The organism is Pseudomonas kermanshahensis (genome assembly GCF_014269205.2).
GTDB lineage: Bacteria > Pseudomonadota > Gammaproteobacteria > Pseudomonadales > Pseudomonadaceae > Aquipseudomonas > Aquipseudomonas kermanshahensis.
Genome location: NZ_JABWRY020000001.1, coordinates 275,959 through 300,159 on the forward strand (window position 1 = coordinate 275,959; position 24,201 = coordinate 300,159).

The 24,201-nt window shown below is 58.4% G+C and carries 25 protein-coding genes and 4 tRNA genes; 17 read left to right on the plus strand and 12 right to left on the minus strand.

Annotated features, from left to right (window positions below; translation table 11 throughout):
- Positions 1–85: 85 nt before the first annotated feature.
- Positions 86–1,105 carry an outer membrane protein assembly factor BamD gene (locus HU764_RS01340; RefSeq protein WP_099428275.1) on the minus strand — a complete coding sequence of 340 codons (1,020 nt, stop codon included), beginning with the start codon at positions 1,103–1,105 and terminating at the stop codon, positions 86–88.
- A gap of 147 nt (positions 1,106–1,252) precedes the next feature.
- Between HU764_RS01340 and rluD the strand changes: the two genes are divergently transcribed.
- From rluD to HU764_RS01370, 6 genes are all read left to right on the plus strand, one after another.
- Complete coding sequence (gene rluD, locus HU764_RS01345; RefSeq protein WP_027594565.1) at positions 1,253–2,215, plus strand: 23S rRNA pseudouridine(1911/1915/1917) synthase RluD; 963 nt, start codon at positions 1,253–1,255, stop codon at positions 2,213–2,215.
- Positions 2,212–2,952, plus strand: a complete 741-nt coding sequence (gene pgeF / locus HU764_RS01350; protein WP_027594564.1) for a peptidoglycan editing factor PgeF — start codon at positions 2,212–2,214, stop codon at positions 2,950–2,952. The genes rluD and pgeF overlap by 4 nt, the downstream gene beginning before the upstream one ends.
- A 185-nt stretch (positions 2,953–3,137) precedes the next feature.
- A complete protein-coding gene (gene clpB / locus HU764_RS01355) occupies positions 3,138–5,702 on the plus strand; it encodes an ATP-dependent chaperone ClpB (protein ID WP_027594563.1) in 2,565 nt (854 codons plus the stop codon).
- 400 nt (positions 5,703–6,102) lie between these two features.
- A tRNA-Asn gene (locus HU764_RS01360) sits at positions 6,103–6,178 on the plus strand.
- 4 nt (positions 6,179–6,182) lie between these two features.
- Positions 6,183–6,259 (plus strand) — tRNA-Pro (locus HU764_RS01365).
- 6 nt (positions 6,260–6,265) lie between these two features.
- Positions 6,266–6,341: transfer RNA gene (locus HU764_RS01370), tRNA-Lys, on the plus strand.
- A gap of 308 nt (positions 6,342–6,649) precedes the next feature.
- On the opposite strand, the gene HU764_RS01375 is transcribed toward HU764_RS01370, so the two are convergent.
- The 4 genes from HU764_RS01375 to HU764_RS01390 form a co-directional block, all read right to left on the minus strand.
- The gene (locus HU764_RS01375) at positions 6,650–7,945 is read right to left on the minus strand and encodes an NAD(P)/FAD-dependent oxidoreductase (RefSeq protein ID WP_186683250.1); all 1,296 of its coding nucleotides are present in this window, start codon (positions 7,943–7,945) and stop codon (positions 6,650–6,652) included.
- A gap of 84 nt (positions 7,946–8,029) precedes the next feature.
- Entirely contained in the window at positions 8,030–8,203 is a 174-nt protein-coding gene (locus tag HU764_RS01380; RefSeq protein WP_186683252.1) for a DUF3094 family protein, read from the minus strand.
- Positions 8,204–8,335: 132 nt separating this feature from the next.
- Positions 8,336–8,965, minus strand: a complete 630-nt coding sequence (locus HU764_RS01385) for a DUF1780 domain-containing protein (protein WP_013970766.1) — start codon at positions 8,963–8,965, stop codon at positions 8,336–8,338.
- 55 nt (positions 8,966–9,020) lie between these two features.
- Complete coding sequence (locus HU764_RS01390) at positions 9,021–9,452, minus strand: hypothetical protein (protein ID WP_186704181.1); 432 nt, start codon at positions 9,450–9,452, stop codon at positions 9,021–9,023.
- 110 nt (positions 9,453–9,562) lie between these two features.
- Here HU764_RS01390 and HU764_RS01395 point away from each other — a divergent pair, with 110 nt between their 5' ends.
- Complete coding sequence (locus HU764_RS01395) at positions 9,563–10,246, plus strand: energy-coupling factor ABC transporter permease (RefSeq protein WP_099428277.1); 684 nt, start codon at positions 9,563–9,565, stop codon at positions 10,244–10,246.
- Positions 10,247–10,389: 143 nt separating this feature from the next.
- On the opposite strand, the gene yacG is transcribed toward HU764_RS01395, so the two are convergent.
- From yacG to HU764_RS01415, 4 genes are read right to left on the minus strand one after another with little or no spacing between them, the layout of a single operon-like run.
- On the minus strand, positions 10,390–10,590 hold the full coding sequence (yacG, locus tag HU764_RS01400; protein WP_027594560.1) for a DNA gyrase inhibitor YacG: 201 nt from the start codon (positions 10,588–10,590) through the stop codon (positions 10,390–10,392).
- Positions 10,587–11,210 (minus strand): dephospho-CoA kinase, encoded by a 624-nt coding sequence (gene coaE / locus HU764_RS01405; RefSeq protein WP_186683257.1) that lies wholly within the window; start codon positions 11,208–11,210, stop codon positions 10,587–10,589. Before coaE ends, yacG begins: the two co-directional genes overlap by 4 nt.
- On the minus strand, positions 11,210–12,076 hold the full coding sequence (locus HU764_RS01410; RefSeq protein ID WP_186704180.1) for a prepilin peptidase: 867 nt from the start codon (positions 12,074–12,076) through the stop codon (positions 11,210–11,212). Before HU764_RS01410 ends, coaE begins: the two co-directional genes overlap by 1 nt.
- Positions 12,077–12,078: 2 nt before the next feature.
- The gene (locus HU764_RS01415) at positions 12,079–13,287 is read right to left on the minus strand and encodes a type II secretion system F family protein (protein WP_186704179.1); all 1,209 of its coding nucleotides are present in this window, start codon (positions 13,285–13,287) and stop codon (positions 12,079–12,081) included.
- A gap of 217 nt (positions 13,288–13,504) precedes the next feature.
- Between HU764_RS01415 and HU764_RS01420 the strand changes: the two genes are divergently transcribed.
- The 10 genes from HU764_RS01420 to HU764_RS01465 all read left to right on the plus strand — a co-directional run bounded on the left by HU764_RS01420 (position 13,505) and on the right by HU764_RS01465 (position 21,280).
- A complete protein-coding gene (locus HU764_RS01420) occupies positions 13,505–13,915 on the plus strand; it encodes a pilin (RefSeq protein ID WP_186683263.1) in 411 nt (136 codons plus the stop codon).
- A gap of 70 nt (positions 13,916–13,985) precedes the next feature.
- Positions 13,986–14,061 (plus strand) — tRNA-Thr (locus HU764_RS01425).
- Between the two features lie 166 nt (positions 14,062–14,227).
- A complete protein-coding gene (locus HU764_RS01430; RefSeq protein WP_186704178.1) occupies positions 14,228–15,442 on the plus strand; it encodes a tyrosine-type recombinase/integrase in 1,215 nt (404 codons plus the stop codon).
- Positions 15,439–16,188, plus strand: coding sequence for a hypothetical protein (locus HU764_RS01435; RefSeq protein WP_186704177.1), 750 nt, complete (start codon positions 15,439–15,441; stop codon positions 16,186–16,188). The genes HU764_RS01430 and HU764_RS01435 overlap by 4 nt, the downstream gene beginning before the upstream one ends.
- Positions 16,189–16,294: 106 nt before the next feature.
- The gene (locus tag HU764_RS01440) at positions 16,295–16,498 is read left to right on the plus strand and encodes a helix-turn-helix transcriptional regulator (protein WP_186704176.1); all 204 of its coding nucleotides are present in this window, start codon (positions 16,295–16,297) and stop codon (positions 16,496–16,498) included.
- A 2-nt stretch (positions 16,499–16,500) separates the two neighbouring features.
- A complete protein-coding gene (gene trfA, locus HU764_RS01445) occupies positions 16,501–17,406 on the plus strand; it encodes a plasmid replication initiator TrfA (RefSeq protein WP_186704175.1) in 906 nt (301 codons plus the stop codon).
- Between the two features lie 1,618 nt (positions 17,407–19,024).
- The gene (locus HU764_RS01450) at positions 19,025–19,387 is read left to right on the plus strand and encodes a DUF1413 domain-containing protein (protein ID WP_186704174.1); all 363 of its coding nucleotides are present in this window, start codon (positions 19,025–19,027) and stop codon (positions 19,385–19,387) included.
- Between the two features lie 161 nt (positions 19,388–19,548).
- The gene (locus HU764_RS01455) at positions 19,549–19,863 is read left to right on the plus strand and encodes a hypothetical protein (RefSeq protein ID WP_186715122.1); all 315 of its coding nucleotides are present in this window, start codon (positions 19,549–19,551) and stop codon (positions 19,861–19,863) included.
- Positions 19,864–19,972: 109 nt separating this feature from the next.
- Complete coding sequence (locus tag HU764_RS01460; RefSeq protein ID WP_186704172.1) at positions 19,973–20,203, plus strand: hypothetical protein; 231 nt, start codon at positions 19,973–19,975, stop codon at positions 20,201–20,203.
- Positions 20,204–20,401: 198 nt separating this feature from the next.
- Positions 20,402–21,280, plus strand: coding sequence for a hypothetical protein (locus HU764_RS01465; RefSeq protein WP_186704171.1), 879 nt, complete (start codon positions 20,402–20,404; stop codon positions 21,278–21,280).
- A 305-nt stretch (positions 21,281–21,585) separates the two neighbouring features.
- On the opposite strand, the gene HU764_RS01470 is transcribed toward HU764_RS01465, so the two are convergent.
- The 3 genes from HU764_RS01470 to HU764_RS01480 all read right to left on the minus strand — a co-directional run bounded on the left by HU764_RS01470 (position 21,586) and on the right by HU764_RS01480 (position 24,143).
- Positions 21,586–22,512 carry a site-specific integrase gene (locus HU764_RS01470; RefSeq protein WP_338109056.1) on the minus strand — a complete coding sequence of 309 codons (927 nt, stop codon included), beginning with the start codon at positions 22,510–22,512 and terminating at the stop codon, positions 21,586–21,588.
- A complete protein-coding gene (locus HU764_RS01475) occupies positions 22,505–22,747 on the minus strand; it encodes a hypothetical protein (protein ID WP_186704170.1) in 243 nt (80 codons plus the stop codon). Before HU764_RS01475 ends, HU764_RS01470 begins: the two co-directional genes overlap by 8 nt.
- A 655-nt stretch (positions 22,748–23,402) precedes the next feature.
- Positions 23,403–24,143, minus strand: a complete 741-nt coding sequence (locus HU764_RS01480) for a cold shock domain-containing protein (protein WP_186704169.1) — start codon at positions 24,141–24,143, stop codon at positions 23,403–23,405.
- Positions 24,144–24,201 lie beyond the last annotated feature (58 nt).

Here is a 24,201-nt window from a genome sequence, read left to right on the forward strand (position 1 = left end):
CTTGTCGAATGAAGAAGCCGACAGTCTAGGACGCAGCCAATAAAAAAGGGAGGCCCAAGGCCTCCCTTTCTTGTGCGGCGCTCAATCAGTCGAACAGACCAAAGGTCATGTAGCTGAACCACGAACGGTCCTGCTCGGCTTCTTTCGGGCCTGGCGGCAGAATCACGTCGCCGTTTTCGTCTTTCGGCAGCAGCTCTTGCGGCATCTCGGAGCGCGCGTCCTGGAACTGCTTGACCACGTCCTGGTTGGCGCGGGTTTCGCCCGGCGGCAGCGGGGCGTCGGTTTCGATCAGGCCCAGGGTCGCCTTGGACAGCCAGCCACGGCCGTCAGACTCGGTCTGCTTGGGCTGGAACTCGCCGTCGACCAGGCTCGGGTGGTCAGGGTAGTTGAGCTTGAGGGTTTCCAGGCTGGTGGCAGCCAGCTCGTCCAGGTGCATCTTCTGGTACGCCTCGACCATGATTGCCAGGCCGTCACCGACCGATGGCGTTTCCTGGAAGTTCTCGACCACGTAGCGGCCACGGTTGGCGGCAGCCACATAAGCCTGGCGGCCCAGGTAGTAGTCGGCCACGTGGATCTCGTAGGAGGCCAGCAGGTTGCGCAGGTAGATCATGCGCTGCTTGGCGTCCGGCGCGTAGCGGCTGTTCGGGAAGCGGCTGGTCAACTGGGCGAACTCGTTGTACGAGTCACGGGCGGCACCCGGGTCACGCTTGGTCATGTCCAGCGGCAGGAAGCGCGCCAGCAGGCCACGGTCCTGGTCGAACGACGTCAGGCCCTTTAGGTAGTAGGCATAGTCGACGTTCGGGTGCTGCGGGTGCAGGCGGATGAAACGCTCGGCGGCAGACTTGGCGGCCTCCGGCTCGGTGTTCTTGTAGTTGGCGTAGATCAGTTCGAGCTGCGCCTGGTCGGCGTAACGGCCGAACGGGTAACGCGACTCCAGGGCCTTGAGCTTGTTCACGGCGCTGGTGTAGCTGGAATTGTCCAGGTCAGCCTGGGCCTGCTGGTACAGCTCGGCTTCGCTGAGGTTCTCGTCAATGACTTCCTTGTTAGAGGAACAGGCCGCGGTAAGCCCGAGGATGGCGATCAGCAGCAGGTGTTTCACTTGCATGGCGGCTTGCGTCCCTTTGACGGCCGCTGTCTTGGGCGGTGCCGTCCTGTTATGATGAGCGCCCCGGCCAACCCCGGGACAAAAGAAGCCGTATTTAACCACAAGCTCGCAGCCGAAACCAAAGGCTGTGCGCCCGCCGAATCGAGCATGTCCGAGATCATTCAACTTAGCGCAGAGGTACCGTCCGATCTGGGCGGTCAACGCCTCGACCAGGTCGCCGCCCAATTGTTCGCCGAGTACTCGCGTTCGCGGCTTACTACGTGGATCAAAGAGGGCCGCCTGACGGTCGATGGTGCCGTCGTGCGCCCTCGAGACACCGTCTATGGTGGCTCTGTGCTTGTCCTGGAGGCCGAACAAGAGGCCCAGGGCGAGTGGATCGCAGAAGACATCGAGCTGGATATCGTCTACGAAGACGACCATATCATGGTGATCAACAAGCCTGCCGGGCTGGTTGTGCACCCGGCCGCGGGCCATGCCAGCGGTACCCTGCTCAATGCCTTGCTGCACCACGTGCCAGACATCATCAACGTGCCGCGCGCCGGTATCGTCCACCGTCTGGACAAGGACACCACCGGTCTGATGGTGGTGGCCAAGACCCTGCAGGCGCAGACCCGGCTGGTCGAGCAAATGCAAAGCCGCAAGGTCAGCCGCATCTATGAGTGCATCGTGATTGGTGTGGTGACCTCCGGCGGCAAGATCGACGCCCCCATCGGTCGCCACGGCGGCATGCGCCAGCGCATGGCGGTAACCGACGGCGGCAAGCCGGCGGTCAGCCACTACCGTGTGCTCAAGCGCTTCCGCTCCCACACTCACGTGCGGGTCAAGCTGGAAACCGGCCGTACCCACCAGATTCGTGTGCACATGGCCCATGTGGGCTTCCCACTGGTCGGCGACCAGACGTACGGTGGGCGCTTCCGCATTCCGCCGGCTGCCAGCCCAACCATGGTCGAGGCGGTCAAGACCTTCCCGCGTCAGGCGCTGCATGCGCGTTTCCTCGCGTTGGCCCACCCGATTACCGGTGAAGTCATGAAGTGGGAATCGCCGTTGCCGGATGATTTCCTCTGGTTGCTGACACTGCTGAACGAAGACCGCGAGAGCTTTATCGGATGAACGGTCTGACGCAGGCGCTGCTGTTTCCTGACTGGCCGGCCCCGGCCTCGGTTCGCGCTTGTGTCACTACGCGTCAGGGCGGCGTCAGCCTGCCGCCCTATGAAGCGTTCAACCTGGGTGATCACGTGGGTGATGACCCTGTCGCAGTCGCCGAAAACCGCCGCCGTCTGAGCGATGAATTTGCTATCCAGCCTGCCTGGCTCAAGCAAGTGCATGGCTTGGTGGTGGCGGATGCCGACCCGGCCGTGGTGGCCGAGGCCGACGCCAGCTGGACTGATCAGCCCGGTATCGCCTGCACCGTAATGACTGCCGATTGCCTGCCCGCACTGTTCTGTGACCGTGCGGGTACCCGCGTGGCTGCAGCCCATGCTGGCTGGCGCGGGTTGGCGGGCGGGGTACTGGAAGCGACCCTCGACCGTCTGGCCCTGCCGCCTGAAGACGTGCTGGTGTGGCTGGGCCCGGCCATTGGCCCGCAGGCCTTCGAAGTGGGGCTGGAAGTGCGTGATGCCTTTACTGCCGTGCACCCGGAGGCTGCCAAGGCCTTTGTCGACGGTGAGCGGCCGGGCAAGCTGATGGCCGACATCTATGCGCTGGCGCGTATTCGCCTGGCGGCGCGTGGCGTGACGGCGGTGTATGGCGGTGGTTTCTGCACGGTCAGCGACTCGCGGTTCTTCTCGTATCGCCGCACGCCCCAAGGTGGGCGGTTTGCCTCGTTGGTCTGGCTAGCCCCTCGCTGACGTATCACGCCTCTTCGCGGGCAAGCCCTCAACGCAGCCACCACTAATCCATCAGGTTGACTTCGGTCAACCCCGCTACGCTTGAATCTTCCAGAATCACCCATATCTATTGGTCATCTCTGGCAGGTTTCTTCATTAAAGGCGCTGTCCATCGCTCCGACCTGCCCTAACAGGAAGGTACTCCCATGCGAATAGACCGTTTGACCAGCAAGCTTCAATTAGCAATATCCGACGCGCAGTCCCTCGCCGTAGGCATGGACCACCCTGCCATCGAGCCCCTGCACCTGGTGCAGGCCCTGATCGAACAGCAGGGCGGGTCGATCAAGCCGCTGCTGATGCAAGTCGGCTTCGACATCAACAGCCTGCGTCAGGCACTGGTGAAAGAACTCGACCAACTGCCGAAAATCCAGAACCCCACGGGCGACGTGAACATGTCCCAGGACCTGGCGCGCCTGCTCAACCAGGCCGACCGCCTGGCCCAGCAAAAGGGCGACCAGTTCATCTCCAGCGAGCTGGTGCTGTTGGCCGCCATGGACGAGAACAGCAAGCTCGGCAAGCTGCTGTTGAGCCAGGGCGTGACCAAGAAGGCCCTGGAAAACGCCATCAATAACCTGCGCGGCGGCGCGGCAGTCAACGACGCCAACGCCGAAGAGTCGCGCCAGGCTCTGGACAAGTACACGGTCGACCTGACCAAGCGTGCCGAAGAGGGCAAGCTGGACCCGGTGATCGGCCGCGACGACGAAATCCGCCGTACCGTGCAGGTGCTGCAACGGCGTACCAAGAACAACCCGGTGCTGATCGGTGAGCCAGGTGTGGGTAAAACCGCCATCGCCGAAGGCCTGGCCCAGCGCATCATCAACGGCGAAGTGCCCGATGGCCTCAAAGGCAAGCGCCTGCTGGCGCTGGACATGGGGGCGCTGATCGCCGGTGCCAAGTACCGCGGCGAGTTCGAAGAGCGCTTGAAGTCGCTGCTTAACGAGCTGTCCAAACAGGAAGGCCAGATCATCCTGTTCATCGACGAACTGCACACCATGGTCGGCGCCGGTAAAGGCGAGGGCGCCATGGACGCGGGCAACATGCTCAAACCGGCCCTGGCCCGTGGCGAGCTGCACTGCGTTGGCGCCACCACGCTCAACGAGTACCGCCAGTTCATCGAAAAGGACGCCGCCCTGGAGCGTCGCTTCCAGAAGGTACTGGTAGAAGAGCCGAGCGAGGAAGACACCATTGCCATCCTGCGCGGCCTGAAAGAACGCTACGAAGTGCACCACAAGGTGGCCATCACCGACGGCGCGATCATTGCGGCGGCCAAGCTCAGCCATCGCTACATCACTGACCGCCAACTGCCGGACAAAGCCATCGACCTGATCGACGAAGCGGCCAGCCGCATTCGTATGGAGATCGACTCCAAGCCTGAAGTGCTCGACCGTCTGGACCGTCGTCTGATTCAGCTGAAGGTGGAATCCCAGGCGCTGAAGAAAGAAGAAGACGAAGCCGCGAAAAAACGCCTGGAAAAACTGCACGAGGAAATCGAGCGGTTGGAGCGTGAGTATTCCGACCTCGAAGAGATCTGGGCCTCCGAGAAAGCTGAGGTGCAGGGCTCGGCGCAGATTCAGCAAAAGATTGAGCAGGCCCGCCAAGAGCTCGAAAGCGCACGCCGTAAAGGCGACCTGAGCCGCATGGCCGAGCTGCAGTACGGGGTGATCCCGGACCTGGAGCGCAGCCTGCAGATGGTCGACCAGCACGGCAAGTCGGAAAACCAGTTGCTGCGTAACAAGGTCACCGAGGAAGAGATTGCCGAAGTAGTGTCCAAGTGGACCGGCATCCCGGTTGCCAAGATGCTCGAAGGCGAGCGCGAAAAGCTGCTGAAGATGGAAGAGCTGCTGCACCAGCGCGTGATCGGTCAGCACGAAGCCGTTACCGCCGTGGCCAACGCCGTACGCCGCTCCCGCGCCGGGTTGTCCGACCCGAACCGGCCAAGTGGGTCGTTCATGTTCCTCGGCCCGACCGGGGTGGGTAAGACCGAGCTGTGCAAGGCCCTGGCCGAGTTCCTGTTCGACACGGAAGAGGCGATGGTGCGTATCGACATGTCCGAGTTCATGGAGAAACATTCCGTGGCTCGTCTGATCGGCGCTCCACCAGGCTATGTAGGGTACGAGGAGGGCGGTTACCTGACCGAAGCGGTACGGCGCAAGCCTTATTCGGTGGTGCTGCTCGACGAGGTGGAGAAGGCGCACCCGGATGTGTTCAACGTGTTGCTGCAAGTGCTTGAGGATGGCCGGCTGACGGACAGCCACGGCCGTACTGTGGACTTCCGCAACACTGTGATCGTGATGACCTCCAACCTGGGCTCTGCACAGATCCAAGAACTGGTCGGTGACCGTGAGGCGCAGCGTGCTGCGGTGATGGATGCGGTGGGTTCGCACTTCCGTCCGGAGTTCATCAACCGGATCGACGAAGTGGTGGTATTCGAGCCCCTGGGCCGCGACCAGATCGCCGGCATTACCGAAATCCAGCTGGGCCGCCTGCGCAGCCGTCTGCTGGAACGTGAACTGTCGCTCAGCCTGAGCCCTGAGGCGTTGGACAAGCTGATCGCAGTGGGTTACGACCCGGTGTATGGCGCACGGCCACTGAAGCGTGCGATCCAGCGCTGGATCGAAAACCCGCTGGCGCAGTTGATCCTCTCTGGCAAGTTCCTGCCAGGGTCGGCGATTACCGCCAAGGTGGAAGGCGACGAAATCGTCTTTGCCTGATCCAGCTGAAAAAAATAGCCCCGCACCTGCGGGGCTTTTTTATGCCCCTGATGCCACTGCAGGAGCGGGCTTGCCCGCGAAGAGGCCCGGCAAACACCGTAAAATCGGGGCTTCGCAGGTTTTTTTGATAACTTGCTGAAAATTTTGAAATTTCTGCTTGCATCTAAAATCGAGTGCCCCTAATATACGCCGCGTTGTCAGGCACTAAGCGAATCACCAGGAACATCGGTGTTAGCAAAACAACTTAGAAATCAGTAAGTTGAATGAAAAAAAGTGGTTGACAAGCAAAACGAAGAATGTAGAATAGCCGGCCTCAGCAGCGACAAAGCGAAAGCAGAGAAGCTGAAGAGATCGAAGCTAACACAGACTTCGAAGCAGTAAAGATGTACCGAAGTTCAGTTCCGCGATAGCTCAGTCGGTAGAGCAAATGACTGTTAATCATTGGGTCCCTGGTTCGAGTCCAGGTCGCGGAGCCAATCTCGGGGTGTAGCGCAGTCCGGTAGCGCGCCTGCTTTGGGAGCAGGATGTCAGGAGTTCGAATCCCCTCACCCCGACCATTTTCAGGGTCGTTAGCTCAGTTGGTAGAGCAGTTGGCTTTTAACCAATTGGTCGTAGGTTCGAATCCTACACGACCCACCATGTAAAAAGGGCATCTCGACTGAGATGCCCTTTTTCTTTTGCCTCGAATTTAACCCAAGACAAAGCACCCGTTAAGGTTTCTGTTTAAGCGGGGCCTTTGGGAGCAACTGTCTTGCGCAATTTCTAAAAATTGACGCATTGTGGGAGCGGGCTTGCCCCGCGAACACCGGCGAAGCCGGTGCCATGCACCGCGGCGCCTGCATCGCCGGCAAGCCGGCTCCCACAGGTTTTGGTAGCCGCTTGCCGCAGCCCCAAGGGCTGGGTGATCTGCCACAAAAAAGCCCAGCCTGAGGGGCTGGGCTTAGCTGTCAGTGCAGCTTCAACCGCGGCTCTGTCCCGCGCCCAATCTTGCTACCCAACATCATCATCGCCGTACGGAAGAACCCGTACAGCGCCATCTGGTGCATGCGATACAGCGACACATAGAACATCCGCGCCAGCCAGCCCTCCAGCTTCACGCTGCCCATCAGGTTGCCCATCAGGTTACCCACCGCCGAGAAGCGCGACAGCGATACCAACGAACCGTAGTCCTTGTACTCATAAGTCGGCAGCGCCTTGTTCTCCAACCGCGCCTTCAGGCTTTGCGCCAGCATCGAAGCCTGCTGGTGTGCGGCCTGGGCCCGTGGCGGCACATTGCGGTCGCTACCCGGTTGCGGGCACGCGGCGCAGTCACCGAAGGCGAAGATGTTGTCATCGCGCGTGGTCTGCAGGGTAGGGCGTACCACCAGCTGGTTGATGCGGTTGGTTTCCAGCCCATCGATGTCCTTGAGGAACCCCGGCGCACGGATACCCGCCGCCCACACCTTGAGGCTGGCCTGGATCACTTCGCCGTCCTTGGTTTTCAGGCCATCCGCGGTCACTTCGCTGACCGCGGCATTGGTCATCACCTTCACCCCCAGTTTTTCCAGGGTCTTGTGCACCGGCACACTGATGCGCTCAGGCAACGCAGGCAAAACCCGTGGGCCAGCCTCGATCAAAGTGATGTGCATGTCCTTGGGCTGGATGCGGTCCAAGCCATAGGCTGCCAGCTCGTGTGCCGCGTGGTGCAGCTCGGCCGCCAGCTCTACGCCAGTGGCACCGGCACCGACGATGGCCACGCTGATGTGTTCGCTGGCCACATCACCGGCGTGGGCGCGCAGGTAGTGGTTGAGCAGTTGCTGGTGGAAACGCTCGGCCTGCTTGCGGGTGTCCAGGAACAGGCAATGCTGCGCCGCGCCCAAGGTGCCGAAGTCGTTGGTGTTGCTGCCCACGGCGATGACCAGGGTGTCGTAGCTCAGCGTGCGCGCAGGCACCAGCTCGCGGCCCTCTTCATCGAGGGTGGCGGCCAGTTGGATCTGCTTGCCTTCACGGTCCAGGCCGCTCATGCGCCCCAGCTGGAAGTTGAAGTGGTTCCACTTGGCCTGGGCCACGTAGTTCAGTTCATCTTCCGAGGAGTTCAGCGAGCCGGCTGCCACTTCGTGCAGCAGCGGCTTCCAGATGTGCGTCAGGTTGGCGTCGACCAGGGTGATGTCGGCTTGCTTGCGCTTGCCCAGGCTTTTACCCAGGCGGGTCGCCAGTTCCAGGCCGCCGGCGCCGCCGCCGACAATCACGATGCGATGAGTCATGGGGATATCTCATAAGGTTTACGGAATTCGTGGCCCTGGGGGCCGGCCGCAAACTGCACGAGGGTAGGGCGAGCGCAAGGCAGCTCATAGCACCAGTCCACTCAACAGGCGGCTTATGAGGCCCAGACCAATGGTCACGGCCACCACCAGTACAAGGAGCAACCACGGCCGGAAGGGCCTGCGCTCGACTTGGTGCTGGGGGACGCGTAGATACTCATCGACACGACGCTGATCTTCAGGATTCAGGCGGCTGGTCATGGTGGGCCTCGTCAGATAGACGTTTGTGACTGCGCAAACGCTACAGCGTTCAGGCAAGCGCTTGAAACAAATGATAATGCTTTCTATCTCTGGCGCCGAGTGTACGCCATCGCAAAGACTCTCGGCACTGGATCAAAGACTGATCCCCACATCGAACACAATGCTGCGCCCCAGGTTGCCGCGCAAAAAGTCTGGCGCATCCGGGTGGGCGAACAACACCCGGGCGAACGTCGGCCCGACCAGTGACAACGAGCGCCAACCCTGGCGCAGGTATTCGGTGGGCGGCGGGAAGTGAGTGTTGAGGTCGAGCACTTCGCGCTTGAGGCTGGCGAAGGCGATGATGTCCAGCTCGTTCAGCTCCAGCCCACGTTCACGGTAGTTGTGCGCCTTCTTGCGCAAGGTTGGGGCCAACCGCCCCAGCAGTTCAGTCGCGCTGATACGCCGGGGGCGTGCTTCACGGCGCACCAATTGCGCCAGGGAAAACGCACTGCGCCGGCGTTGCAGCTCTTCGCGCCACTCATCGTTGAGGCGGCGGCCTTCGTCCAGCACAAAAAACACCTCGAATGCCGCATCGCGGAACAGCACGTCTGGCGGCTCCTGGCCGGCTGGGGTGAAGTCCTCGCTGCGGTAGGGAATGTTCAACCCTTGCAGCAGGCGTTGGCATACCCAACGCTCACGCTCCCATTTGCGTGCATTGGAGAGAAAAGCATTGGCTTGTTCGGCCTGGATGGTAAGCAGGCGCAGGTAGTCTGAGTCATCCATGCAGACAAGCTTAGTCGCTAATCGATGACGGTAAGATGCTGTTTGTGCGTAGAAATCAGCTCAGCACCGGCCACTGCTGCACGATACCTAGCAGATGCACCACGCCAAACCCCAGGCACATCAGCGAGCTGACCACGATAAAACGCCGCGTGCGCCCGGTGCCGGCCAGCAGCCACGGGCCAAGCAGCCCCCGCGCCAGGTAGACCAGGGTGATCAGGCACATGGCCGGAAGCAGCAAGGGCAGGCGCCCGATCAAGCCGGCTGCAGACAACGCATAAGCCGACCAGATCAGCAGTACCGCCGCGATGGCCGCTGTAATCAGCGCCGGATACCAACGCCCTTTCTCCGCTGCCACCGCCATGCGCTCACCCGCGCCGAACAACCGGTACCAGCGTGGGCCGACCCCGATAATGGCCAAGTGCAAAAGGCCGATCACAGCATTGAGCACCGCTGCCAACAGCAGCGCGAGATTGATTCCTTCCGGCATTTTGAATGCGTCCTGCATTGCGTGGAGGCGCCAGCCTACAGCAGCCGGAAGAAACGGAGAATGTGTGTAGACTCACCTTTATCCACAAGGGAGAGAGGGGTATTCGTCCGGTGATCAGTGCACAGGTGTTGTCGGGCACCAGCCTCACGTTGGGCTGGCTGGGTTACGTGCCACTGTTGCTCTGGGCCGCCAGTCGCGCCCGCTGGGTGGAGCTGTTCACCGACCGGCGCCGCCAGCACCTGCTGTTTGGCACGGTGTTCTGCCTGTTTGCCCTGTGGTTGGTCAGGCGCGATTTCGATACGGGCGTGTCGTATCACTTCATTGGCATGACGGCTGTGACCCTGCTGCTGGACTGGCCGCTGGCTGTGCTGGGGGGCTTTATGGCTCAGTTGGGGTTGCTGGCGCTGGGGCGTCAGGACCTGGCGGCACTCGGCGTGAACGGCCTGCTGTTGATTGGCTTGCCGGTGCTGATTACCGAGCTGTGCGCCATCGCGGTCGAACGCGCGCAACCGCGTAACCTGTTTGTGTATATCTTTTGTTCAGGGTTCTTTCCGGCGGCGCTGACGGTGCTGGTGTGCCTGTTGGCCGGGCTGGGTATCTTGTGGCTGGACGGGCGTTTTGCCATGCCGGAGTGGCTGAGTGACTTTGTGGGCTACCTGTGGCTGATGATGTTCCCCGAGGCGTTCATCAACGGCATGGTGATCAGTGCGCTGGTGGTGTTTTGCCCGGAGTGGCTGGAAACCTTCAACCGCACGCGGTACCTGCAGGCGCCGTGGAAGGACGATGAACACTGAACCCCGCCCTTTGTAGGAGCGGCCTTGCGTCGCGATGGGCCGCAAAGCGGCCCCAGTTTCAGCGTCATCACAGATAGTGCTGGGGCCGCAAAGCGGCCCTTTCGCGACGCAAGGCCGCTCCTACACGGGGCCAGTACACAGGCTTAGTGCCGCGGCTCCAGGTCCCCGGAATACAGCTCATCTTCGGACTCTTCCGAACCCGCGATCTTGTGTTCCTCAGCCGCCCAAGCCCCCAGGTCGATCAGCTTGCAACGGTCAGAGCAAAACGGCCGGAACGCGCTTTTCTCGTTCCATTCCACAGGTGCGCCACAGGTCGGGCAATCGACGGTCAATGGCTGGCTCATGGCTGGCCTCCTCGTAAAGTCAGGTAAAAGTGGTGCAGACGGTCGATCTGCTGGTGCAGCGCCGCGAGGTCGCGGTCATTGACCACCACATCGTCGGCATGGCGCAGACGCTCTTCGCGTGCCAGCTGGGCCTGCAAAATGGCCTGCACCTGCTCAGGGCTGGTGTTGTCCCGCTGCAGGGTGCGTTGCACCTGCAACGCCTGCGGGGCATCGATGACCAACACGCGTTGGGTCTTGCGATGCTGGCCAGACTCAATCAGCAAGGGTGACACATACACCGCATACGGCGACTGCGCCTTGGCCAGGTAGCTGAAAATTTCCTGCCCGATCAGCGGGTGCAGCAGGGCTTCCAGCCATTGGCGCTGGGCCGGGTCGGCGAAAATCAGCTGGCGCAAGGCGCCGCGGTCGAGCTGGCCGTCGTCCAGCAGCACGCCTGGGCCGAAGCGCTCGACGATACTGGCCAGCGCCGGGCGACCAGGCTCAACCACCCAGCGCGCGGCCTGGTCGGCATCGACCAGGTGCACGCCAAGCTCGATGAAGCGCTCGGCGGCGGCACTCTTGCCGCTGCCGATGCCACCGGTCAGGCCGAGAATCCAGGGGGTGAAAGCTGCAGTGGTCATCAGAATCCAAGCAGTTGCAGGTAAGAGGCGTATATTTCATCACCCCAGAGCACAGCAATCCACCCCGCAATTGCCAGATAGGGGCCAAACGGCATGGCCATGCCGATGGAATGCTTGCGCATCCGCAGCAGGAACACGCCCACCAACGCCCCCACCACTGACGACAGCAGCAAGGTCAACGGCAGCACCTGCCACCCCCCCCAGGCACCGATCAGTGCAAGCAGCTTGAAGTCGCCATAGCCCATGCCTTCCTTGCCGGTCACCAGTTTGAACAGCCAGTACACCGTCCACAGGGTGAGGTACCCGGCCACGGCACCGCACACCGCATCGGGCAAGGGCACCAATACGCCGCAGTAATTGACGATCAACCCAAGCCACAGCCCCGGCAGCACGATCGCGTCAGGCAGCAATTGTTGGTCATGGTCGATCAAGCTCAGGGCCAGCAAACCCCACGTCAGCGGCAAAAGGGCCAGTGCCTCGACACTGGCCCCGCACCGCCAGGCCACCGCCATCGACAGCAGCGCACAGCCCAGCTCGACCAACGGATAACGCGCGCTGATGCGCTGCTTGCAGGCAGAGCAACGCCCGCGCAACGCCAGGTAACTAAGGATGGGGACGTTTTCCCACGCCCGAATCCGATGCCCACACTGAGTGCACTGCGAGGCCGGAAGGCACAGGTCGAAACGCGCATGCTCGGCCACCGGCAACCCCAGCACTTCCTGTGCCTCACGCTGCCATTGGCGGTCCAGCATGATCGGCAGGCGGTACACCACCACATTGATAAAACTGCCCACCAACAGCCCCAGCACGGTCGCCAAGATGATGAAGTAAGCCGGCTGCAAAGCCAGGAAGGTCCATAAAGTCATGTTCAGATCAAGCTACCCAGCTGGAAGATCGGCAAGTACATCGCCACCACCAGGCCGCCAACCAGCAGGCCCAGGACCAGCACGATGGCGGGCTCCAACAGGCTGGTCAACTGCTCCAGCGCCTGGCTGACCTGTTCCTCGTAGTGGCTGGCGGCTTTTTCCAGCATCGTGTCCAGCGTGCCACTGGATTCACCAATGGCCACCAACTGCACCAGCAGGGGCGGGAACAGCGGCTCGGTGGCCATCGCCTGGTTCAGCCCCTGCCCATTGGCCATGCCCTGGCGTAACCGCAAAATCGCATGTTCATGCAACTCACCACCACTCACCTTGGCCACCGTTCCCATGGCATCCAGCAGCGGCACCCCAGCGGCGTACGACGTTGCCAAGCTACGCGCAAAACGCGCCATCGCCGCCTGCCTCAGCAGCGCGCCGAACACCGGCAGGCCCAGCACACGCTGAGATATCCACAAGCGCGCTGGTGCATGCTGCCGGTAAAGCTGGCGCCCAGCCAAACCCAGCATCGCCATACCGACCAGCAACAGCGGCGCATAACGCCCCAGCCCTGTGGACAAGTCGATCACCCACTGCGTAAAAGCCGGCAGCGCAGTATCAAACCCCGCGAACAGGCTCTGAAACTGCGGAATCACCTCCAGCAACAAAACCGCCGACACCCCCAACCCCGTCAGCAGCAGCAACAGCGGGTAAATCATCGCCTTGCGCACCTTCTTGTGCAGGGCCAGGCGCTGTTCCAGCATGCCCGCCAGTTGCTCGAGCTGCCGGTCCAGCGTGCCGGATTGCTCACCCACCCGCACCAGGTTGCAGTACAACGTATCGAACCACCCCGGGTGGCGTTGCAGCGCATCCGCCAGCCCCAGCCCCGACGCCACATCCTGTTTCAATCGCACCAGCAACGCCGCCTGCGCCGCATCACACCCACTGCGCCCCATCACCTCGAACGCCTGCAGCAGCGGCACTCCGGCTTTCAGCAAGGTCGCCAGCTGCCGGCTGAAGCCCGCCGGGTCAGCTTTTTCCGGCCGCTTCGGCCACCGCCACGCCAGCCCACCGGCCGGCCGCAAACTGGCCACCAGAATGCCCTGGCGCAGCAACCCCGCGCGCACATAAGCCGGGCTGCGCCCAGGTGTTTGCCCGCTGACGGCCAGGCCATTGGCGTCGGTGCCCTGCCAAGCGTACAGGCGTATCGAATGGTTCATGCAAAGGTCCTTTTTTGCCCGAGCGACAAGCTTGGAAACAGCTTGCCGTGTCCATGAGAGGGCGTGCTTCCCTGATGCTCACTAGAGTAGTTCAGCGAAGGTGACGCCCAGCCGGGCAGGGGTGACAAAAGGTGTCTGTTCAGGCCTACTGCGCCGCTGCCAGCCTGGGGTCGAGAGTGACCCCAAATGTGTATGCGTATAAACAAGGAAAACGTTCATGAAAGGGCAACGCGGTATCACCCTGATCGAACTGATGATCGTCGTCGCGATCATCGGCATTCTGGCGACCATCGCCATCCCGATGTACACCAACCACCAGTCCCGCGCCAAGGCGGCGGCCGGGCTGTTGGAGATCACCTCACTCAAGCCCCCCATGGACCTGCGCTTGAACGAAGGCAAGGACGTGCTGGATGTAGGGTCGCTAGGCGGCCAGCCAGCGACGGCGCATTGCGCGATTACGGCTGAAGGCAAGGCTGTTGACGGCACTGGCAAGATCGAATGCACCCTGGTCGATGCCCCGGCCACCGTGGTTGGCAAGGCCATCACCCTGACCCGCTCCGCGACCGGATGGACCTGCACCACCAACATCGAGGCAGACCTTGCGCCAAAGGGTTGCAAAGGGGCGTGAGGGTAGGGCAATAAACGAAGGGAAACAGGGGTTTGCGTAACGGCTGCGGCAGTGGTACGTTGCGCTACACGCCGGTGTAGCTCAGTCGGTAGAGCAGCGCACTCGTAACGCGAAGGTCGCAGGTTCGATTCCTGTCTCCGGCACCAGTCAATAGATTCATGCAGTGCCAAGCAGTCGCATGAAATCCCCAGGAAGCCCGCATAGTGCGGGCTTTCTGTTTCATGCGGTGCCATCCAGTTCCATCCCAGCGCTTGTCCTTTGAGTGCCTGTACGAGTACCTTATTGTGGTTCAATAATCCATGGGTACTCAGCATGCCTTTGACGGCACTACAGGTTAAGAATGCCGCTCCACGTGAAAGGGACTATGGGCTTGCCGACGGGGCAGGCTTGTTTCTCTGGATTCGTGCAGCGGGTGGCAAGTCGTGGCGCTTTCGATTCCGCTTAGATGGCAAGCAGTCACACATTTCGCTGGGCACCATCGAAAAAGTAACTCTTGCGCAGGCGCGACAGCATGCCTCAGAGGCCCGTCAGCTTGTGGCACAGGGGCGACATCCTGGGCTTGAGCGAAAGGTTGCACGAGCTCAGGCAGCGGTCTCACGTGCGAATACTTTCAAGAGCCTGGCGTTGGAGTGGCATCAGCATAAGTCGCCTCGTTGGTCGGCAGGTTATGCCACTGATGTAGTCGAAGCCTTCGAGCTCGATATCTTTCCGCAAGTAGGGTCATTCCCGTTAGCTGAGATCAAGCCCATGCAGTGGCTGCAGGTCTTCCGCCGTATCGAGTCCAGGGGCGCTCTGGAGAAGCTGCGCAAGGTTCGGCAACGTTGCCAAGAAGTTTATCGTTTTGCGATTGCCACTGGACGTGTCGAGTACAACCCAATCGCAGACATCGGAGGAGCACTTCAGACCCCGACGTCTCGACACTATCCGTTTCTGCCTATCTGCGAGCTTCCTGAGTTGATACGCAGCTTTCAGGAGTGTCCTGGTCATGATGTCGTTAAGATCGCTACCCGTTTGCTCATTCTGACGGGGGTGCGGACTGCTGAGTTGAGAGGGGCCCCATGGTCTGAATTTGACTTCGAAAAAGAGCTCTGGATGATTCCAGCTGCTCGAATGAAGATGCGCCGCGCACACCTGGTCCCCTTGTCCAACCAAGCAATGGTCGCATTACGTGAACTTCAAAGTATTACAGGCGGCTACACGCTTGCCTTCCCTGGTCGGAATGATCCGGCTAAGGCGATGAGCGAAGCTGCCATTAATCAACTGCTCAAGCGCTCAGGTTACGATGGCAAGGCTACAGGACACGGATTCCGCCACACGATGTCCACCACTCTGCATGAGAAAGGGTATCGCAGCGAGTGGGTCGAAACTCAGCTTGCACATGTAGACAAAAATAGCATTCGCGGTACCTATAACCACGCTCAGTATTTAGAGGGGCGCCGCGAAATGCTTCAATGGTATGCAGACCATCTTGATGAATTGGCGCACAGTGCTGACGCTCCTAGAAAATTACGGGAGAGCGCCGCATGAGTAATGAGATTCGTCTAACTGAGGTGGTTTCTGGATATGCCAGCTATTACGGTGTGGATGTTCCAGAGGCGGCATACGCTCTACATGAGCTGGTTAGTGAGTTATATCAAGAATATGGTGTGCGCCAAGGAAAAGTGGCGTTGCCTCGGCACGTGTTCTGGGTCGGGAGGGCAGATTCGTCACAACATTCGATTCGAACATATAGGATCTTCTTTGAGGGAATCTTGAACTATTTTGATGGTTTATACGATTCCGTATGTAGAGAAGGATCTGACTTCATCCGTACATACTGTGAAAGTGATCGAGACGCCAGAGATGTGCCTGTTGGTCTAATATTCTTGTCAAAGAAGGCTTTCGCCGAGTGGCTTCAGCAGGCGGGTGGTGAGGTCCCTGAATACTTTTTGGTTGACGATGCGAGTGAAAGGATTGAAGTCGGCACTGAGGAGCAAGGGATTCAGGCAAAAGAGCTAGGGTCGATTAGCCGGATAATTAGTGGTTTGGTTAATTTAATCATGGAGGTTGATAAGGCTCATACAGAGCAGCCGGTTGATGGTCAGGAAGAGAAGCGCGCTGAAGCTATCAAGCGACGTGCCGCAGGGCTACGCTCTTCTCGTAAGAATTTTGACCTGTGTTCGGCAATATTGGCCCTTGCAAGCGCAGCAGAAACTGATATGCCGAAAAGTCATAAAACGCTAAAAAAATACATGACCTCCGGTTTTGATAGCGACACGGAGAAGCCTCGCTAAAGTATTTTTGGCATTTCCTTTTGAAAATGGCAATTGCCAAGACTCGCCGCCTCATGTGCTATTTAATGCCTAGCCATCTAATCCGGCTCCAAGGAGATCCGCCAAGATGGCTATCCAACCAGTCTCACCTCTACTGCTTCGCCTGCCGGGAGTCTGTGCCCTTGTGGGGCTTAGCAAATCTCAGATCTACCGCTTGATCCGAACCGGTGAATTTCCTCCTGGAATCTCTCTCGGAGCGAATTCTGTAGCATGGCCTGCCGAACAGGTACAAGCTTGGGTTGCAGATAAAATCAGCTCTTCTGTTCGTTGACGATGGCTACAAGTCCGCCACTTCCACCGCGCGTCAATATCAAGATAGAGGAGCTTAGAAAGAGCTCAATTTCTAGGCGTAAGGAAAAAGAGAAGGATAAACACGTTGAGGTTGAACCCAAGCGTGAATCACTACCCAACTGGTCCGACTCTGTTAGGCGTGTACCTAATGTGGCTCTTAGGTCGGCGTTGTTTGGGGCCATGAGGAAGGGGGCGCGTCCTTATGTTGAGCAAATGGAGATTAACGCGCTAGGTAGCGTCAGCATCCTTTATACAGGCGCTCTCCTTGATCAAGGTGATTTGGATGTTTGGGAGGCAGTTCTACATTTGGCGCGAATGCAAGAGCTGGGAGTGGAGTGCAGAATTACTGCCTACCGTCTTCTGAAAGTTTTGGGGAAAACCGATTCGGGTAAAAACCGACGTGCCTTGGATCTGAGCATCAGTCGCTTGAAAGCCACCGCTTTACAGGTAAAGGTTGGTAGGTACGCATATGAAGGCAGCTTGATTCATGAGGTTTATCGCGATCATTATGAGCGAAGTGAACGAATTTATGTAATACGACTAAGTCCGAAACTGGGGGTGTTCTTTCGTGAGGACCAGTTCACCGATGTAGACTTGTCAATAAGGTATGCGCTGCGCGGTAAGCCGCTTGCACAGTGGATACATGGATTTTATTCCAGTCACGCACGGCCATATGATCTTAAAGTCGAAACTTTGCATAGGTTGTGCGGAAGTCGTGCAAGCTCCTTGGTTGATTTTAAAAAGGACTTACTGAAGTCTCTTGAGGCAGTAAAGCAGGCAAGTGTCAATGTTGGTAGGCCGTTCTGCTATCTTATTGAAGCTCAATTGGTTCAAGTTAAGACGACTCCTAGCGCCTCTCAAAAGCGGCACCTAGATAAGAAACGTTGATACCGTCCCAGTCCCGCTGGTACCGTTCCAGCACTCCTGCTCGTAACGTACCAGCTTTCTACTTATACCGTTCCGGCGCCCCTGTTAATGTCGTTCCAATACCCCTTTTGATGGATTTCAGCACCCCTGTCGATACCGTTCCAGCACTCCTGTCGATACCGTTCCAGCACTCCTGTCGATACCGTTCCAGCACTCCTGCCGGTACCGTTCCAGCACTCCTGTCGATACCGTTCCAGCACTCCTGTCGATACCGTTCCAGCACTCCTGCCGATACCGTTCCAGCAGTCCTGTCGATACCGTTCTAGCACTCCTGTCGATACCGTTCTAGCACTCCTGAATACCGTTCTAGCACCCTTAGAATGCCGTTCTGACACCCCCATCATTACCGTTCCAGCACCCCTTGGACGACTTGGAAAATGGCGCTCCAGCCCAGTAGGAATAGGGTGTCGTCCGTACCACGGGAGGGTGCTAATCTCTTACTAATCAAATCTAATCGTTGCTTCGCAGTTGGGTGCTAATAACTGACTATGAGAAGAGATTACGATCCCTCTGGAGGGCTTGTTTCACCACTGCGGCCATCGCATCGTCGCCCGGAGCCCAAGTCTCCATGAGCACGTTTAGGTAGAGTCAGCGACGTACCTAAAACGGCTATTCGGATTTCTGTGTGTAGCGCCCGGTGAGGCCGGTGTGGCTCAGAGTGTGGAATCTGATTTTCTTCCGTGAACACCACGGCACGCGGGCCTGTAAGCTGCTCAGGAAGCCCTCTGCCAACTCACTCAGGATCGTTCGCGATTCTTTACCAATCCTGACAGAGAGCACCATGCCTACATCCATCCGCCGAGCAACATCCCTTCGCCATGGCAATTCAAGCACCTGATCCGCTTAGCATCCGTGACTGGCCGCCTACCAGGGCGCGATGTGATGCTGTTGTGGCTCACACACACCACTGGCGTTCGCGTAACCGAGCTGGCCTTGCTGAAGGTTGCAAACGTGCTTTATCCCAGTGGAGACTTCAAACCCGAGGTCTATCTTCGTGCTGAAATTACTAAAGGCTGCAGACCGCGCAATGTGTACCTGACCCATCCACGATGCATTGCCGCCCTGGACAGCTGGGTAGCAGTTCGCTTGCAGCGCCGCTGGGCCTTTCCGGCGATGCTGAATACCGAGGCCTGCGCCCAGGTTCAAAGCTTGTCACTACGCACAAGGGCGTAGCATTTGAACTGTCATTCAAACACCGCGAGCTGGACAGTGGGCACGAGGTGTACCGGGCCTGTGATTAACTCCAGCCGACATTCAGCAGGCTTTACCGGCAGGCCAGTATCAAGCAGGGGTCGTCGCACAGCGGCAGGCGCTCCTTGGCGGCAAAGGTGCTAGCGGAAACCGGCGATGTTGAGACGGTGCAGACCATCCTTGGACATGTCTGCCTTGACCACAGCAAGCCCGTGGATCAAGCGACGATTCGTCGGGCATTTGAGGTTGCTTTGTGATCACCATCATGGATGAGCGGTGGGGCCTGGTCCAGTTGCTCCTTTCCAACTCATTTTATAAAGCAGTTGCATTCATGTGTCTTTGCATTTACATTCATTTCTAAATCAGCCTCCATTAGGTCCCCAAAAAAATGCTAGTCAGTATCCAGATCAAAGATGATCTACTCCGTGCCTTGTTGAATCAGGCCCACAAGAATGACTCAACGCCAGAGGCCCTTCTCGACGATATCTTGCGGGAAGAGCTCGATGACCCCGATTTGGAAAGCAAATCGCTTGATGCCTTCCTTCACGAGGCGATACGCGGGGTAGGCGCAATCGAAAAAATGACTGAATTTTCGTTCGATGACGTTTTGGGTAGGGATGATTGGAATCGTCTGAGTGGTGGTGACCGTAAATCGCTTGGTCGAAGTTTCCGGAAAGAGGTTGAACGCTTGGGTATCGCCGTGTGGCTGCGCCGCAATAGCGCGAACAAAGCCATTTACCTTAAGCGGTAGACCGAACGGAGGCGACGACTACAACGGCGAGAAAGACTGTGTCGCGGTTACCTCTGACTGAATCAAGGACATCGACCAGGTACGCCAAAGCCCCAGCCATGCGCTGGGCCGAGGCCGTACAGAGGTGCGGCTTTCGCGCCTTCATCACGAAGGAACGCAGCATGGCGAAATACAAAGTTGAGCAGTTTTCGAGCACGATCAAAGACAACGGGCGTGGGCATGACAACCTGTTCATCCACTGCAAATTGATCAACTCGGCTGACAATGCGACGTCCCGTGAATACCGGATTTCACCGGATGAACGGTTTCCGAACCTGCAAGAGCTGGCCGGGCTCATCACTCTTGGGTTCAATCAGGCGAAGGCAAACGGGAAGTCGGTCGAGATATCTGAGTACAAGGAGCGTGTATACCTGTTTCTGACCATGCCTGACGTCAACGATGGTCAGCAAATTCAGGTTTCTGGCGAGCGCGTTTGATCGAGGAAAACGCACCAGGTACACCCAAGCCCCGGCCCAAAAACCGTGGTCGAGCCCGTAATGAGGGGTGCTTTTCGCTTCCCAGGATCGAGCAGGATAAATTAGTCACATGATTCCTAGATGCAAATACATCGCCCAAGTAGATGAGAAAAAACAGCTGGGTATCGAGATTCTTGGCCGCCTTTACAAGCCTTTTGCGCTGCAATGCAATAGCTGTCGCGCAGGAGTTCGAGTTTATCCAGGGTTACCAAAACACTTTTCAAACTTGGCAGAAGCGAAGGCAGCCGGAAACCGTTTGGCTGGAATGGAACTGCTTTGGCAAGACGTCGAGCAAGCCTAGGAAACCGCACCAGCTGCACCCCAAGTCCCGGCCGCAAACCGGGGCCGAGGCCGTAGAGAGAGGCACGATTCCCTCGTCCAGGATCGAGCAGAGAATTCACCAATGCTGATTCGTACGACCATGGATCTTAATGAGTTCGGGGTGCCTTCATTTTGAACGCATCTCCCCGCGTATAGCCCAAACTGGCGGAGAATTTTTATGACAAAAACCATCGACAAGGAGTTCGTGCGGCAACGCGACGACGAACTGATCACGCAGGGCTTGAAACTGCACCAACGGCCGATTCACGTGGCGATGGCCTGGATGAAGGCCAACGGCATTTCCGGCGATCTGTTCGACAAGGCGATGTGGGGCCCGCTCATGGCGATCTACCATACGCTCTATCCCGCAGGTGATTTCTCGATGCCAGCGATGCTCAAAGGCGGCGTGACGCTGCGTGACCAGATGTACCCGGTTCGAATCGCCGTCGGATATGGGTCCGTCTCGGTTGACCCCATCGACTGCATCGAGATACCGCGCGATGAGCTGGAACTTATATTCGAGCATTATCCAGATCAGGGTTGGCGTGCCGTTTATGGGGTCGCCGACCTGTGGGATTTCGCCTATGGGGTCAGTGATCTGGAGCATGGGACTGGGGATGCGCCTCAGCTACTCGCCAACGCGCGCTCGTCCCTCGCGGCGACCGCTCGCATCCTTGCCGGTGACATCGATATCGACGCGGCCGTACAGACGATCTGCTTGACCGCCGAACTGGCGCTCAAAGGGGCACTTGCCGCGCGCGGCTGGACCGAGGCGCAATACCGCAAACTGTCGCACCATCTTATTAAGCTAGCCGACGCGCTGATTGGCGAGGTATCGACTGCGCACGACGATCGCCTTCGCGGCGCTATCGCGCATTTCCCTGACTATGTCGGTACCCGATATGCATCGCACGGCATGACCCGGGTCGAGCTGATGGTACTTGCGATGCGCGCTCAATTTGTGGCCGCCGAGGCGTTGCGCCGTGTGTCTCATCGCGATCTCGCGTCGATGCTAGAAGCTGATCCTCGAAATTTGCCGCGACCGGTTCTTTGGTGATGATGAGGTTGCGCGCTGTCCATTCATTCAATGAACGTCAGATGAGCAGGTCATTCCTCACCGTTTCGAACGGTCTTCTACTGACAGCCACTGATTGAACGGAAATCGCCCAGATACGCCCAGGCCTAACCCGTCGAGCATTACGCGTAACGCCTCAACCTACCCCGGCGACTGACAAGGAGCCCCGTCAATGCGCCGCAATCAATCTGCAACAACCCCAAGTCCCAGCTTCCACACCATAATCCGCATAGCCCCTAGAACGAAGAGAAAGCTGCTTTGAATCAGGATTGGATCGATGGTGACGCTCAACGCAGATAAACCTCGGTAATCTCAGGGCGGAAGTGGCCCAGTTCTTGCGAAACCACCTCCAATGCTTGTTTCCGAGTGAGGTGACGTTGTAGCGAAGCCATTCGCTCTTGAGCGTACGTGTGCCGTAACCCATGGGCACCATTTGACCAGCCGAGAACTTCCTTCGAAGCAGCGCTAACGCTTTTGCTCCATGGCTGGCCGCCGCCAACTCCATAGAATTGCTGGTAGTTGATGCCGCGATCCTTTATGACCCGTGGCGTTGCCAGCCGGCACCTTTCCAAGCGTTGAGCCAGGGGGATAGGGATACGCACCTCGCGAACCAGGCCACCCTTGCCATGCACCGTGTAGCTGATCGTGGTTTCCCGAATTCCAGCAAATTTCATCCCGTGCGCTGGACGTTCATCAGGTTCACGGCGATGAGTTCTTCGTAGGCTAAGCAATTCATGAGCACGGAGACCAGCTGCGTACGCGATCTCTGTCGCAAGTGAGTTGTGAGGCGCTTGGCGAGATGTGATCAACGTCATCTGCTCGCGGTTATATGCTCGTGTTTGGTCGGCCAAGCGGCGACCCAATGTCGGATGCTTCTTGGTGCTCGTGCGAGTGGTCGCGCTGCTCTTGATTACTTCCAGCGTCCTGCCTAGCGGCAGTTGATGGGTGACGTGCTGCATCATCGCCTGGAGAGCCTGACGCTCCATATCCAGGGTTTTCTGGCCTACGGTCGTCGCTCGTTGCTGCAAGTAGCTGATAGCGCGATCAGGTGTCATTTCACGGAGGCTGCCTAAGCGATGCTCCTGTAGGTAAGCGGTGATGCGTACTAATCGTTGCTCGTAGTTGCGAACAGTACCAACCGATCGAATGTGAGTGCCCTGGAGCTTTTTCATCACGGACGCGGCTTGCTTCGAAGGCTTTGCGAACTTAGCCACTCTGTCGATTCCGATGTAGCCATCGATGCACGGTCGAGCGCTGGATTTTGATGCCTTTTTCAGCTACCCATCGTTGTAGTTCGCTGCCATTGCAACCTGCCTGATCGAGTTGCAATAGCTCAAATTTGTAGTTATCGAGCAATGAGCGGCGTTGGGCGTAGGTTCGTGGTTTTCTCCGAATCCTAGACTCGGCTTTGAGGCGTGCAGTAATGCTCTGCGCATCGAATTCGCTCATTGAATTTCCTCCGTCGGTTGTAAGAACTCCTGACCGAATTCGGTTCAGCGACACACCATCCTCGGATGGTTCGATGTGTGCCTGTTCGCCCCCCTTTGCAGCGCAGGCGGGGACTGTTCACGCCTCTACTCGGAATCTCCGAGCGGGTTCCTGATTGTTCGCTCAGGTGCGTTTTGCCATTAGGTCTGGCTGACCTTTCAGGATTGTCATGCTCTCCAAGGTGGTAGTGGTTGGGCCCGATGTGGGGCCGGTTTCAGTTTGGTCACGCATGCGATGACGCAGTTGCGACCTATGGGTATCTGCCCGCGATGACGCAGGTTAGGCCCATTGCCAATGCCGCGCCCCGTGAATCACACGGGTGGCGAGTCTGCCGGGCGAAGGCGGTTTTGGTGCCGGATCAGCTTACGAAAATGGGGGAGGGCAAACAACGCAACTGCGCTGCGTTGTATTTGTTGCGCGAAATCAGACCTGCCTTGTGTGCCCGCTATGTGAAGCAACCTTCGGTTGCGTTACATAGCGGGCACACAGCGTCGTGACTTGCCGGGGAAACTACTTGGTCGCGGCGTGTGGAGCAGAGACTGTAGGGGAGCGTTGACAGTGGCGGTTTCAAGCTAGCTTGGCGGTCACGCTAAGCCGAGTGAGGCATTCGATCCTGCTAGCGACGCATTTGCTTAGCTAAGGCCACAATGGCGAAGCCCAGGATTTTCATCAATGTGGCCGTCCAGCTCAGGAGCAGAATAGCTCCGTGTTTGAATGCTCCGGGTGGTACCAGGCTGGTTACGCCGGTATCCCAACCTGCGGGCTGGGCGTTTTCATTTTCGATGCGAGCTAAGACATCCCGCTCCCACTGAGCGCAGTTTGCTATCCAGTTCTGATCCGTGGTGGTCACGATTTTTTGGACATTCGCGTAGTCTCCTGTGAAACGGTGCACGGTGTAGTGATAGTTGGAGCAGCCATCACTGCGACTGTACTTTTCGAGGTGTACATTCAAGACGGCGTTACCTCCGCGTTCCATGCTTGCTCTCTCTAGTAGAGCCCGTGCCTCATTAGGATTGTTTGATTCAGCCCAACCACTCCCAAAAGTGAAAATGGTGTCGAAACCACGTGCCTTCGAATCTCTTGTCCATATGAAATGATTCGGAGACTCGTAGGCGTAGCCTGGAGGCGGTGGGCGCTCCCCTGGTTTGACCTTCACTGCTCTGTATCCTTTCGGACCCGGCTGCCCTTCAAATGCTACTGACTGCCCATCGAACAGCTCTCCTCCCTCTACGTTTTTGATGTGGACGAAATAGCTGCGTCCATCATCTCCTTGGATGAAGCCAAACCCCTTCTCAGGCATGAAACTGCGCACGACGCCTGAGGTGAGGGTATCTTCCTGATCTGGTTTCTCGCTCATGAACCTGCTGTCCTTTTTGGAAGGCAGCCATGGTATCCCAGGGTATCAGGTGTCACCA

Excerpts from the sequence above, each read along its gene's own strand:
- HU764_RS01340 (WP_099428275.1), bottom strand. The coding sequence starts at position 1,105 with ATGCAAGTGAAACACCTGCTGCTGATCGCCATCCTCGGGCTTACCGCG.
- rluD (WP_027594565.1), top strand. The coding sequence starts at position 1,253 with ATGTCCGAGATCATTCAACTTAGCGCAGAGGTACCGTCCGATCTGGGC.
- pgeF (WP_027594564.1), top strand. The coding sequence starts at position 2,212 with ATGAACGGTCTGACGCAGGCGCTGCTGTTTCCTGACTGGCCGGCCCCG.
- clpB (WP_027594563.1), top strand. The coding sequence starts at position 3,138 with ATGCGAATAGACCGTTTGACCAGCAAGCTTCAATTAGCAATATCCGAC.
- HU764_RS01375 (WP_186683250.1), bottom strand. The coding sequence starts at position 7,945 with ATGACTCATCGCATCGTGATTGTCGGCGGCGGCGCCGGCGGCCTGGAA.
- HU764_RS01380 (WP_186683252.1), bottom strand. The coding sequence starts at position 8,203 with ATGACCAGCCGCCTGAATCCTGAAGATCAGCGTCGTGTCGATGAGTAT.
- HU764_RS01385 (WP_013970766.1), bottom strand. The coding sequence starts at position 8,965 with ATGGATGACTCAGACTACCTGCGCCTGCTTACCATCCAGGCCGAACAA.
- HU764_RS01390 (WP_186704181.1), bottom strand. The coding sequence starts at position 9,452 with ATGCCGGAAGGAATCAATCTCGCGCTGCTGTTGGCAGCGGTGCTCAAT.
- yacG (WP_027594560.1), bottom strand. The coding sequence starts at position 10,590 with ATGAGCCAGCCATTGACCGTCGATTGCCCGACCTGTGGCGCACCTGTG.
- coaE (WP_186683257.1), bottom strand. The coding sequence starts at position 11,210 with ATGACCACTGCAGCTTTCACCCCCTGGATTCTCGGCCTGACCGGTGGC.
- HU764_RS01410 (WP_186704180.1), bottom strand. The coding sequence starts at position 12,076 with ATGACTTTATGGACCTTCCTGGCTTTGCAGCCGGCTTACTTCATCATC.
- HU764_RS01415 (WP_186704179.1), bottom strand. The coding sequence starts at position 13,287 with ATGAACCATTCGATACGCCTGTACGCTTGGCAGGGCACCGACGCCAAT.
- HU764_RS01420 (WP_186683263.1), top strand. The coding sequence starts at position 13,505 with ATGAAAGGGCAACGCGGTATCACCCTGATCGAACTGATGATCGTCGTC.
- HU764_RS01430 (WP_186704178.1), top strand. The coding sequence starts at position 14,228 with ATGCCTTTGACGGCACTACAGGTTAAGAATGCCGCTCCACGTGAAAGG.
- HU764_RS01435 (WP_186704177.1), top strand. The coding sequence starts at position 15,439 with ATGAGTAATGAGATTCGTCTAACTGAGGTGGTTTCTGGATATGCCAGC.
- HU764_RS01440 (WP_186704176.1), top strand. The coding sequence starts at position 16,295 with ATGGCTATCCAACCAGTCTCACCTCTACTGCTTCGCCTGCCGGGAGTC.
- trfA (WP_186704175.1), top strand. The coding sequence starts at position 16,501 with ATGGCTACAAGTCCGCCACTTCCACCGCGCGTCAATATCAAGATAGAG.
- HU764_RS01450 (WP_186704174.1), top strand. The coding sequence starts at position 19,025 with ATGCTAGTCAGTATCCAGATCAAAGATGATCTACTCCGTGCCTTGTTG.
- HU764_RS01455 (WP_186715122.1), top strand. The coding sequence starts at position 19,549 with ATGGCGAAATACAAAGTTGAGCAGTTTTCGAGCACGATCAAAGACAAC.
- HU764_RS01460 (WP_186704172.1), top strand. The coding sequence starts at position 19,973 with ATGATTCCTAGATGCAAATACATCGCCCAAGTAGATGAGAAAAAACAG.
- HU764_RS01465 (WP_186704171.1), top strand. The coding sequence starts at position 20,402 with ATGACAAAAACCATCGACAAGGAGTTCGTGCGGCAACGCGACGACGAA.
- HU764_RS01475 (WP_186704170.1), bottom strand. The coding sequence starts at position 22,747 with ATGAGCGAATTCGATGCGCAGAGCATTACTGCACGCCTCAAAGCCGAG.
- HU764_RS01480 (WP_186704169.1), bottom strand. The coding sequence starts at position 24,143 with ATGAGCGAGAAACCAGATCAGGAAGATACCCTCACCTCAGGCGTCGTG.